The sequence below is a fragment of the Stenotrophomonas sp. NPDC077659 genome, assembly GCF_050268705.1.
In the GTDB taxonomy this organism is placed as follows: Bacteria; Pseudomonadota; Gammaproteobacteria; order Xanthomonadales; family Xanthomonadaceae; genus Stenotrophomonas.
In genome coordinates this window covers 1-10,791 of record NZ_JBNNHG010000010.1, presented here as the reverse complement: position 1 = coordinate 10,791, position 10,791 = coordinate 1, and the positions used below count along the sequence as shown (strand labels likewise).

At 68.2% G+C, this 10,791-nt stretch carries 10 protein-coding genes; 3 read left to right on the top strand and 7 right to left on the bottom strand.

Translation table 11 applies throughout. The features are described from left to right. Positions 1-134 precede the first annotated feature (134 nt). On the bottom strand, positions 135-1,091 hold the full coding sequence (locus tag ACQKDV_RS02850) for an aldo/keto reductase (RefSeq protein ID WP_427782284.1): 957 nt from the start codon (positions 1,089-1,091) through the stop codon (positions 135-137). 168 nt (positions 1,092-1,259) lie between these two features. On the opposite strand from ACQKDV_RS02850, the gene ACQKDV_RS02845 reads away from it, so the two are divergent. Beyond that, positions 1,260-2,117 carry a class I SAM-dependent methyltransferase gene (locus tag ACQKDV_RS02845; protein ID WP_427782283.1) on the top strand — a complete coding sequence of 286 codons (858 nt, stop codon included), beginning with the start codon at positions 1,260-1,262 and terminating at the stop codon, positions 2,115-2,117. A 56-nt stretch (positions 2,118-2,173) separates the two neighbouring features. Further along, a complete protein-coding gene (locus tag ACQKDV_RS02840; protein ID WP_427782282.1) occupies positions 2,174-2,713 on the top strand; it encodes a pseudouridine synthase in 540 nt (179 codons plus the stop codon). 89 nt (positions 2,714-2,802) lie between these two features. Here the strand turns inward: ACQKDV_RS02840 and ACQKDV_RS02835 are convergent, their stop codons facing one another. Further along, on the bottom strand, positions 2,803-3,192 hold the full coding sequence (locus ACQKDV_RS02835; protein WP_427782281.1) for a hypothetical protein: 390 nt from the start codon (positions 3,190-3,192) through the stop codon (positions 2,803-2,805). 203 nt (positions 3,193-3,395) lie between these two features. Next, positions 3,396-5,900: an ATP-dependent helicase HrpB gene (gene hrpB, locus ACQKDV_RS02830; RefSeq protein ID WP_427782280.1), complete on the bottom strand. Its 2,505-nt coding sequence runs from the start codon at positions 5,898-5,900 to the stop codon at positions 3,396-3,398. 67 nt (positions 5,901-5,967) lie between these two features. Here hrpB and ACQKDV_RS02825 point away from each other — a divergent pair, with 67 nt between their 5' ends. Next, entirely contained in the window at positions 5,968-6,765 is a 798-nt protein-coding gene (locus tag ACQKDV_RS02825; protein ID WP_427782279.1) for a TatD family hydrolase, read from the top strand. A 118-nt stretch (positions 6,766-6,883) separates the two neighbouring features. Here the strand turns inward: ACQKDV_RS02825 and ACQKDV_RS02820 are convergent, their stop codons facing one another. The 4 genes from ACQKDV_RS02820 to ACQKDV_RS02805 form a co-directional block, all read right to left on the bottom strand. Continuing rightward, positions 6,884-7,771: an epimerase gene (locus ACQKDV_RS02820; RefSeq protein ID WP_427782278.1), complete on the bottom strand. Its 888-nt coding sequence runs from the start codon at positions 7,769-7,771 to the stop codon at positions 6,884-6,886. Beyond that, a complete protein-coding gene (gene panE / locus ACQKDV_RS02815) occupies positions 7,771-8,709 on the bottom strand; it encodes a 2-dehydropantoate 2-reductase (RefSeq protein ID WP_427782277.1) in 939 nt (312 codons plus the stop codon). The genes ACQKDV_RS02820 and panE overlap by 1 nt, the downstream gene beginning before the upstream one ends. Before the next feature lie 326 nt (positions 8,710-9,035). Further along, positions 9,036-9,827 (bottom strand): ABC transporter permease, encoded by a 792-nt coding sequence (locus tag ACQKDV_RS02810; RefSeq protein ID WP_427782276.1) that lies wholly within the window; start codon positions 9,825-9,827, stop codon positions 9,036-9,038. Beyond that, positions 9,824-10,771: an ABC transporter ATP-binding protein gene (locus tag ACQKDV_RS02805; protein WP_427782321.1), complete on the bottom strand. Its 948-nt coding sequence runs from the start codon at positions 10,769-10,771 to the stop codon at positions 9,824-9,826. Before ACQKDV_RS02805 ends, ACQKDV_RS02810 begins: the two co-directional genes overlap by 4 nt. Positions 10,772-10,791 lie beyond the last annotated feature (20 nt).

The following is a 10,791-nucleotide window of genomic DNA, read 5'->3' as shown; positions in this document are numbered from 1 at the left end:
GGTACATCCACGCCATGCGTGGATGCGGTGAATCCTGGCCACGCCCGCATGTAGTAGATCCACGCTACGCGTGGATGCGGTGATCCTGGCCACGCCCGCATGCAGTAGATCCACGCCGTGCGTGGATGCAGCAATCACCCTTCCACGCTGGCCGCGTCCAGCTGCGCGATGTCCTGCACGCTCAGGCCGACAGTGGCGGCCGCCAGCAGATCCTGCAGCTGCTCCACGCTGGTGGCGCTGACAATCGGTGCGGTAATCGACGGCCGTGCGATCTGCCACGCCAGCGCGACCTGCGCGGCACTGGCGTTGTGCTTGCTGGCCACGTCATCCAGTGCCTGCAGGATGCGCAGGCCGCGCGGGTTCAGATAGCGCTTGACCACCGTCTCGCCGCGCGCCGGGCTCTTTGCGGCATCGTCCGGGGTGCGGTACTTGCCACTGAGGAAGCCACTGGCCAGCGCGTAGTAACCGATCACACCGATCTGCTCGCGCTGCACCAGCGGTTCCAGCTCCTTCTCGTAGCCGGCGCGGTCGTACAGGTTGTACTCCGGCTGCAGGGTCTCGTAGCGCGGCAGCTTGTAGTCGGTGGACACCTTCAGCGCGTCGGCCAAGCGCGTGGCGCTGTAGTTGGATGCACCGATGGCGCGCACCTTGCCCGCTTCGATCAGACGACCGAACGCAGCGAGTGTGGCTTCCAGCGGTGTCGACTCGTCATCCTCGTGGGCCTGGTACAGATCGATCACGTCGGTCTGAAGGCGGCGCAGCGAATCCTCGACCGCGGCATTGATGTTGTCCGGGGTCAGGCCGGGGCGTTCGGCCCACTTGGCCACCTTGGTCGCCAGCACCACCTTGTCGCGCTTGCCGCTGCGTGCGAACCACCTGCCGATCAGCGTTTCCGATTCACCGCCTTCATTGCCCGGCACCCAGGCCGAATAGACATCGGCAGTATCGACCAGGTTGAAGCCGGCATCGACGAAGGCATCGAGCAGGGCGAAGCTGGCCTTTTCATCGGCGCTCCAGCCAAACACGTTGCCACCGAAGGCGAGCGGACGTACATGCAGGCCGGAACGGCCCAGTTCGCGGGTTGCCGTCATGGGCACGGACTCCTTGGGGAAGTGCTCCAGAATAAAACGCGTTGTGTGACCGTGCTGCGGCGACGGCCACAAAACAGTGTTCCGCGGCGCGCACGCAACTAACGTTTTGTGAACACCCGGGACGCTGCGACTGCTAGTCTCGCCGCATCTTCCGCTGGAGTCGTCCCGATGATGCCTGCTTCGTCCCTGCGTGGCTGCCGCCTGCTGCTTGCTTCGGCCCTGCTTGCTGCTGTTCCCGCGTTCGCCGCACCGGCCACGATGGCGCCGGCGAAGATCCAGGTCTCGTCGGCCATCGAGGCGGCGGTGAAGGCGCCCACCCGCGATGCCAACAACGTCAAGCGCGATGGCTTCCGTCATCCGGCGCAGACGCTGTCGTTCTTCAAGGTGGCTCCGGAAAAGACCGTCATCGAGATCACCCCCGGCAACGGCTGGTACTCGGAGATCCTGGCGCCGCTGCTGCATGACAAGGGTCATTACGTCGCCGCCGTGGTCGATCCGATGGCGGTGCCGGAAGGCCGTGGCCGTGACTACCAGCAGCGCAGCCGCGACAGCCTGGAGAAGAAGTACGCCGGCGCCCCGGCACAGTTCGGCAAGACTGCCGTGGTCGCCTACGATCCGGCCAAGCCGGTTTTCGGCCCGGCCAATTCAGCCGACGTGGTGCTGACCTTCCGCAACGTGCACAACTGGCGCAAGGCCGGGCAGGCGCAGGGCATGTTCCAGGGCTTCTTCAACGTGCTCAAGCCGGGCGGTGTGCTGGGCGTGGTCGAGCATCGCGCCAAGGCCGATGTGGCCGACGACGATGACACCGGCTATGTCGGCCAGCAGCAGGTGATCGCCATGGCCGAGGCCGCTGGCTTCAGGCTGGACGCCAGTACCGAGGTCAACGCCAACCCGCGCGATACCAAGGACCACCCGAACGGTGTGTGGACGCTGCCGCCGACCAACCAGCACGACAAGGCCGACGACGCGAAGTACCAGGCGATCGGCGAGAGTGATCGCATGACCCTGCGGTTCGTGAAGCCGTAAATCGGCGGCGCCGCGCGGCGTGGGACAATGTTCCACCGCCGCCTGCCGTCCCTGCAATGCTGATCGCCTTCAACAAGCCCTTCAACGTGCTCTGCCAGTTCACCGACCGCAGCGTGCCGCCGCGGCCGACCCTGGCCGGTTTCGGTCTGCCGCCGGGCGTGTATGCGGCCGGCCGCCTGGACCATGACAGCGAGGGTCTGCTGCTGCTGACCGACAACGGCCCGCTGGCGCACAAGCTGACCGACCCCAGGCACAAGGCCGACAAGACCTACTGGGTGCAGGTGGAAGGCACGCCCAGCGACGAGCAGCTGCAACAGCTGCGCGACGGCGTGCTGCTCAATGACGGGCCTACGCTGCCGGCGAAGATCGAGCGCCTCGATCCGGCGCCGCCGCTGTGGACGCGCGATCCGCCGGTACGCTTCCGCAAGACCGTGCCCGATAGCTGGCTGGCGATCACCATCCGCGAGGGCCGCAACCGCCAGGTGCGACGGATGACTGCGGCGGTGAACCTGCCGACGCTGCGCCTGGTGCGCGTTTCGATGGGGCCGTACCGGCTGGCCGATCTGCCGCCGGGACAGTGGCGGCAGATTGGCTGAAACAGAAAGGCCGGAGGCCTCGCGGCATCCGGCCCTGGCTCGGGGTCAGAGCCCTTCCTGCGGAAGGGATCCGGCCCGGTCGGTCACACTCAGGCGTCGCTGCCGATATCGCTGTGTTCGTCCACGACGGTGGCATTGCGGCGGTCACGCGCGTTGATGCGCTTGGCCTGGCCATTTACCACCTGACCGTTGGCGGCCTTCTTCTTCTGCTGCTTGCGGTACAGCGCATAACCCAGCAGGCCCACGCCAACGGCAGCGGCGGTGATGGCCACGGCCGGATTGCGACGCACGAACCTGGTGGCGACCTTGCCGCCGGTCTTCACCGCACCCACGGCGGCGCCGGTCTTGATCCAGTCACTGGCCTGCGGGCCGAAATGGCGCAGGCTGCCACCAGCGCTCTTCAGGCCATCGCCGGCGGTGTGCGCCAGTTCCAGGGCGCGCTCCAGGGCGCGGTCGGTGATTACGGTCAGCTTGCTCATCGGTGGGGTCCTTTGCCTCGGGTCGAAGTCCAGTGTGTCGTGCTGCCTGTAAACGGTATGTCAGTCAGGGCAGTGGGTGAGGTGACTCTATCCTGTCCATTCAGGATCGGGCAGGGTCTACGCCTGGTAGTGCCGGCCGCTGGCCGGCAACCTCTGCGCATTGGATGACACGGGGTCTGCCGGCCAGCGGCCGGCACTACCGGTCACGTCCCGCGCGGCTTGGCCCGATGCGTGGCTGTCGCGGTCCACGGATCATCCGGCCAGGGGTGGCGCGGGTAGCGTCCCTTCATTTCCTTCTTCACCTCGGCATAGGTGTTTTCCCAGAAGTTGCGCAGGTCCTGGGTCACCTGCAGCGGGCGACCGCCCGGCGACAGCAGGTGCAGGGTCAGCGCCACGCGGCCATCGGCGATGCGCGGGGTGTCGGCCAGGCCGAACAGCTCCTGCAGCTTCACAGCCAGCACCGGCGGCAGCGGTTCGCCACTCTCACTGTCCAGCGCGTAGCTGATCGGTCGTTCCAGCCCGGACGGCACAGTGATGCGGGTCGGCGCGTGGCGTTCGACCAGCTGCCGCTGCGACCATTCCAGCGGCGACTTCAGCGCTTCGCCAAAACCGGCCTCGTCCAGCGCATCCAGCCGGCTCTTGCCAGCAAACGCCGGTTGCAGCCAGTGCGCGCGCGTGGCCAGCAGGGCCGCGTCGCTGCAGTCGGGCAGGCCAAGCTCGGGCATCCAGCGGCGCAGCGATTCCACCCGCGCCTGCCACTGGCGCAGGCCCTCGGTCCACGGCAGCGCGGACAGGCCGAGTTCGGCCACCGCGTCGGTCAGCGCCTGCGCGGCATGCTGAGGGTCGACGCGTCCGGCCGAGCGGCTGTCCAGCACGATGCGGTCGAAGCGGGTTTCGCGCACGGCCACCAGCGCACGGCGCTCGCTGTCCCAGCGCACGGTGTCTTCGGTGACGAAGCGTGCCGGCCACGCGGCGCGCAGGTAGCCTTCATCCACCGGCGCAGCGCGCAGCAGCAGTGCGTCGCGCGCCTCGAAGCGCAGCTCGCTGGCCACCAGCCACGGCTCGCCGCGCAGGTCGCTCAGTTCGTGCAGGCGCGCGCTGCGGCCATTGGCCAGCAGGTAGCGCAGCGGATCGCTGGGGTGCTGGAAGGCGATGCGATCCGGGAAGGCATGGGCCAGCAGATCGCCCAGCGCGTGCGCCTCGATGCTGGTGGGCGGCGCGGCCTCGCAACGCAGGCGTCGCCGCCATTGCTTGGCCGCGGCATCGATCGCAGCCAGACCGCTGCGGTTGGCATCGGTCGGTGCACGTCCCGTACGGAACGCGGCCAGTGCACGCCAGCGTGCCGCCAGTGCATCGCCGCCCTGGCGCAGTGGATCGCGCGCCTCAAGCAGCGCGGCCAGGTCGGCGGCCAGCGCCTGTGCGCGGGCATCGGGTGCGGCCAGCAGCATCGCCGCCATGCGTGGGTGCGTGCCCAGCGCCAATATCCGGCGGCCGAGTGCGGTGATCGCGCCCGAGTCCGACAGTGCACCCAGGCGTTGCAGCAGTTCGTGCGCGGCGGCCATCGGGCCGGACGGCGGCGGGTCGAGGAAGCGCAGATCGCTGCTGCCCCAGGCCGCCAGTTCCAGTGCCAGCCCGGCCAGTTCCACCTGGTCGATCTCGGCGCGGCGCTGTGGCTCCAACCGCTGCGACTGCGGCCACAGCCGCCACGCCACGCCCTCGGCCAGGCGTCCGGCGCGGCCCGCGCGCTGGTCGGCCGAGGCCTGGGCGATCGCCACCACGTCCAGCCGGGTGAAGCCGCTGTTGGGGTCGTAGCGCGGCTCGCGTGCCTGGCCGCTGTCGATCACCACGCGCACGCCGGGCAGGGTCACCGACGATTCGGCCACGTTGGTGGCCAGCACCACGCGGCGGCGGCCATCACTGGCCGCCTGCAGTACACGCGCCTGCTGCTCCACCGGCAGCTCGCCATGCAGCGCCAGCACCTCGACGCCGCTTTCCAGCGAATCCTGCAGGCCCGCCTGCACGCGCGCGATCTCGCGCTGGCCGGGCAGGAACACCAGCAGGTCGCCGGGATGCTCGGCCAGGGCCTGCTGCACGGCGCGGCGGGCCTGCAGTTCCAGCGCCTCATCGCGGCGTGCCGGGAAGTGGCTGATCGCCACCGGGTAGCTGCGGCCCTCGCTGCTCAGGCGCGGTGCATCGAGGAAGCGCGCCAGGCGCTCGCCATCCAGCGTGGCCGACATCACCACCAGGCGCAGGTCGTCGCGCAGCTGCGCCTGCACGTCCAGCGCCAGGGCCAGGCCGAGATCGCCACTGAGGTGGCGTTCGTGGAATTCATCGAACAGGATCGCGCCGACCGTTTCCAGCATCGGGTCGTCCTGCAGCATGCGGGTGAGGATGCCCTCGGTGACGACTTCAATGCGGGTACGTGCCGACACCTTGTTTTCAAAGCGGATGCGGTAGCCGACCGTGCCGCCCACCTCTTCGCCCAGCTGCCGCGCCATGAACAGCGCGGCGCTGCGTGCGGCCACCCGGCGCGGCTCCAGCAGGATGATCTTCCGGCCCTGCAGCCACGGCGCATCGCGCAGTGCCAGCGGCACCTGGGTGGTCTTGCCGGCACCGGGCGGTGCTTCCAGCACCAGGCGCGGCTGCGCGGCCAGGTGCTGCTGGATCTGCGGCAGCAGGGGGGAAATCGGGAAGAGCGGGGCGTTCATGTGCAGAGGATAAGGGGCCACGGCATGCGCGGGTACAATGCGCGGGCACTTTTTCCCCGCGATGACCATGCACCTGATCGATATCGGCGCCAACCTGACTCACGATTCCTTCGACCGCGACCGCGATGCCGTCCTGGACCGCGCACGGCAGGCCGGCGTGGTGCAGATGGTCATCACCGGTGCCAGCCGCGAGCACTCGCCGCTGGCCCTGCAACTGGCCCAGCAGCATCCGGGCGTCCTGTACGCCACGGCAGGCGTGCATCCGCACCATGCGGTGGAATACACCGAGGAATGCGATGCCGAGATGCGCGCGCTGCATGCGCAGCCGGAGGTGGTGGCGGTGGGTGAGTGCGGGCTGGACTACTTCCGTGATTTCTCGCCGCGCCCGGCCCAGCACCGCGCCTTCGAGCGCCAGCTGCAGCTGGCGGCGGAGAATGGAAAGCCGCTGTTCCTGCACCAGCGCGATGCGCACGCCGATTTCATGGCGCAGATGAAGAACTTCGAAGGTCGCCTCGGCCCGGCGGTGGTGCATTGCTTCACCGGCGAACGCGATGAGCTCTTCGACTACCTGGACCAGGACTGGTACATCGGCATCACCGGCTGGCTGTGCGATGAGCGCCGTGGCGCGCATCTGCGCGAGCTGGTGAAGAACATCCCGGCCAACCGCCTGATGATCGAGACCGACGCGCCGTACCTGCTGCCGCGAACCCTGAAGCCCATGCCGAAGGACCGCCGCAACGAACCGATGTTCCTCGCGCACATCGTCGAGGAACTTGCCCGCGACCGTGATGAAGACGTGGCGGTGACCGCCGCCAATGCCACCGCCGCGACGCGCACGTTCTTCCGCCTGCCTGACGCGACCTGACCCTGTAGAGCCGAGCCCATGCTCGGCTGCCGCAAGCCGAGCATGGGCTCGGCTCTACAAGAGCAGTGGACGCAGGGCGGTAGCGCCGGGCCATGCCCGGCGAGCGAAGCGGTGTGGATCAGGCGCCGCGCACAGCGGCCAGATCCTCCAGCCCCTCCCGGTACGTCGCAAACCGCGGCGCCCACCCCAAAGCTTGGCGCGTGCCACGGCTGTCGATGCGCTTGTTGCTGGCATAGAAGCGCCGCAGCGTCGCACTCACTGCCGGGTCATCCCAGGCCATCGCCGGCGGCAGCGTGAATCCGCCCAGCTGCGCGGCATAGGCAAGTACCTCCTGCGGTGGCGCGGGTTCGTCATCAGCGGGCAGATACAGGCCATCCCGCGTGGGCCGTTGCATCGCCGCGATGATCACCGCCGCCAGATCCTCCACGTGCAGACGGTTGAACACCAGCCCAGGCCGCACCACATGCCGGGCACGCCCGTCGGCCAGCTGCAGCAGCGCATTGCGGCCGGGGCCATACAACCCCGGCAGGCGGAACACCGCCGAGGCAATGCCGCGTGTGTCGGCCAGTGCCCGCCACTGCGCTTCGGCCAGGCGGCGCTGCACGCCAGCGGCTTCGCTGGCATCAGCCACGCTGCATTCGTCAATCCACCCACCCGCGCGATCGGCGTAGACCGATGTCGAGGACAGATAGCCCACCCAGCGCAGCGCCGGGCTGGCCTGCAGGGCGGGCAGCAGCTGCCGCAACACGGGATCGCCCTGCGCATCCGGCGGCACGCTGCAGAGAACTGCCTGGGCCTGCGCGATCTCCTGCAGAAGCGCGGGCGAGGGTGCAGCATCGGCCTGCAGGCGGTGCCGCCGCAGACCATCGTCGGCGACCGACGCGGGATCGCGCACCGTGCCCGACACCTGCACGCCCCGCGCCTGCAACTGCGCCGCCAGCACGCGGCCGCTCCAGCCCATGCCGAGGACGAGCACGGGCGAAGGCAGGGGGACGGCTGCAGTCATTACGCGCGGCGCTGCGCCTGGTAGGCCTGCAGGCTGCTGTAGGCCACCTGCAGCAGCAGGCCTTCCTGGTCGGCCGTGCGCGCGCGCGCCAGCATGTCACCCACAATGTGTGCGGCTTCCACCTGCTGGCCGGCTTCCAGATCACGCAGCATCGAAGCCTTCAGCGCAGAACCGGCCTGGGTCAGGGTGCCGCGTGCAGTGTCCTGTGCGGCCTGCGGCACCGGCTCACCGGCGGCCTCGGCCACCGCCAGGCACTCGTCGTACAGGCCGCGCACGATGGCCCCGCCATCATCAGTGGCAACGATGGTGCCGATGTCTGCGAGCAGCAGGCAGGTCGCCGCCGCCAGCGCGGTCAGGAAGGTGTACTTGATCCACTGTTCCTGGCCGATGTGCTCGCTGGCCAGGTGGTCCAGGTTGGCCTGCGCACAGGCAGTGGCGAAGGCGCGCACGCGGTCGGAGAGTGCGCCGCCGTCGCGCTCGCCGAAGGTCAGCTTGGCCGGCTTGCCCAGGTGCAGCACCGCGCCGTCCGGTGCCTTGGTGGCGCTGATGAAGCACAGGCCACCGAGCACGGCCTGGCGGCCGAAGCGTGCGTCCAGCGCGCCGTAATGGTGCAGGCCGTTGAGGATGGGCAGCACGCTGGTGCCGGCACCGACGGCGGGTGCGATGGCATCGATCGAACTGTCCAGGTCATAGGCCTTGCAGCTGAGGATGACCAGGTCGAAGGGCTGCCGCGCGGCAAGCGCGGGCAAGGCGTCGGCGGTGACGTGCTGCACTGGGAAGCTGGCATCGCCGACGGGGCTGCGGATGACCAGGCCATCGCGGTCCAGCTGGCTGGCGCGGGTCGGGCGGACCAGGAAGGTCACGTCCACGCCGGCCTGGGCAAGTCGGCCGCCGAAGTAACCGCCGGTACCACCGGCGCCGAGAATCAGGATGCGCATCGCACGTTCACCGTTTTCTGGGGGAAGTCTTCCAGCGATTGTGCCGGAGATTGCGGGCAAAAAAAGAGCCGAGCATAGGCTCGGCTCTACAGGTTTACGCCTCATCCACGCATGGCGTGGATCTACTGGCCACCGGCCAACTGTCGAAGGCGGGGTGGGTCCGGTGGCAGGGGTGTGAGCCGCATGGATGCGGCGACCAAGCCCCCATGGACGGGTTTACGGCGTCCCCTGCCACCGGACCCACCCCGCCATCCCACGGAATGCCAGCTGTTGACGTTGACGTTGACGTTGAGCGGGTGCAGGGCCGCAGGCCCTGCCGGCAACTCTCAGCTCCGCATGCCCACGCCACGGCGCAGCAGCCACAGCGCCAGTGCGGTCAGCACCACCACGAAGCCGATCATCAGCGCGTAGGCCACCCACACCGGCACGTCGCTGCTGCCCAGCAGCCCGTAGCGGAACGCATTGACCATGTAGAAGATCGGGTTGGCATGGGTGGCCGCCTCGGCCCAGCCCGGCAGCAGCTTCACCGAATAGAACACGCCGCCCAGATAGGTCAGCGGGGTCAGGATGAAGGTCGGCACAATGGCCACGTCATCGAATTTCTTGGCGTACACCGCATTGATGAAACCGGCCAGCGAGAAGATCGTCGCCCCGAGAATGACCGTGGTCAGCGTCACCAGCGGGTGCGGGATACGTACCGGGGTGAAGAACATGGCGATGATCAGCACGATCACGCCCACCATCAGGCCGCGCAGCACCGCACCGGCCACGTAGCCCCACAGGATCACCCAGTTCGGCATCGGGCTCACCAGCAGCTCTTCCACGTGGCGGCCGAACTTGGCGCCGAAGAACGAGGAGCTGATGTTGCCATAGCTGTTCTGGATCACGCTCATCATCACCAGGCCCGGCACGATGAACTGCATGTAGCTGTAACCGCCCATGTCACCCACGCGCGAACCGATCAGTCCGCCGAAGATGAGGAAGTACAGGGTCATGGTGATCGCCGGCGGCACCAGGGTCTGGCCCCAGATGCGCAGGATGCGCGCCACTTCGCGGCGCACGATGGTCATCAGGGCGATGCGGTTGCGCTGGCCGTCGGTCAGCTCGGTGGTGCTCATGCAGACGTCTCCAGGTTGCCGGTAAGGCGCACGAACAGCTCCTCCAGGCGGTTGCTCTTGGTGCGCATCGAGCGCACGCGGATGCCAGCCTCGTTCAGCGCGGCGAACACGCGGTTGAGGTCCATCGCGCGCGGCATGTCGATGTCCAGGGTGTGTGCATCGGGCGCGGTGAGGGTTGCGCCTTCGATCACCGGCAGCTGTGACGGCAGTTCACCATCGATGTCCAGCAGGAAGCCTTCCACGTCCAGCTTGGCCAGCAGGGCGCGCATCGGCCCCTGCTCCACGATCTGGCCGTGGTTGATGATGGCCAGGTTGCGGCACAGGTACTCGGCTTCTTCCAGATAATGGGTGGTGAGGATGATCGTGGTGCCGGCGGCATTGATCTCCTTCAGCACCCGCCACATGTCGCGGCGGATCTCGATGTCCACGCCGGCGGTGGGTTCATCGAGGATCAGCAGGCGCGGGCGCGTCATCATCGCGCGGGCGATCATCAGGCGGCGCTTCATGCCGCCGGACAGGGTGCGGCTCATCACCTGCGCCTTTTCCCACAGATGCGCGCGCTTCAGTTCCTCTTCGGCGCGCTGCTCGGCTTCCTGGCGGGCCACGCCATAGAAACCGGCGTAGTTGACCAGGATGTCGAAGGGCTTCTCGAACAGGTTGAAGTTGATTTCCTGCGGCACCAGGCCGATCAGGCGCATGGTGGCGCTGCGGCTGCGCACCAGGTCGCTGCCGAACACTTCCACCTGGCCCTCGCTGAGGTTGACCAGGGAGCTGATGATGCCGATCAGGGTGGACTTGCCGGCACCGTTGGGGCCGAGCAGGGCGAAGAAATCGCCCGGTGCGACTTCCAGGGAAACCCCCTTAAGGGCCTGGGTACCGTTGTCATCGTCCTCGCCCTCGCCCTCGCCCTCGGGCTGGTAGATGTAGCCATCGGCATCGGCCAGTGGATGGCCCGGCTCGTAGC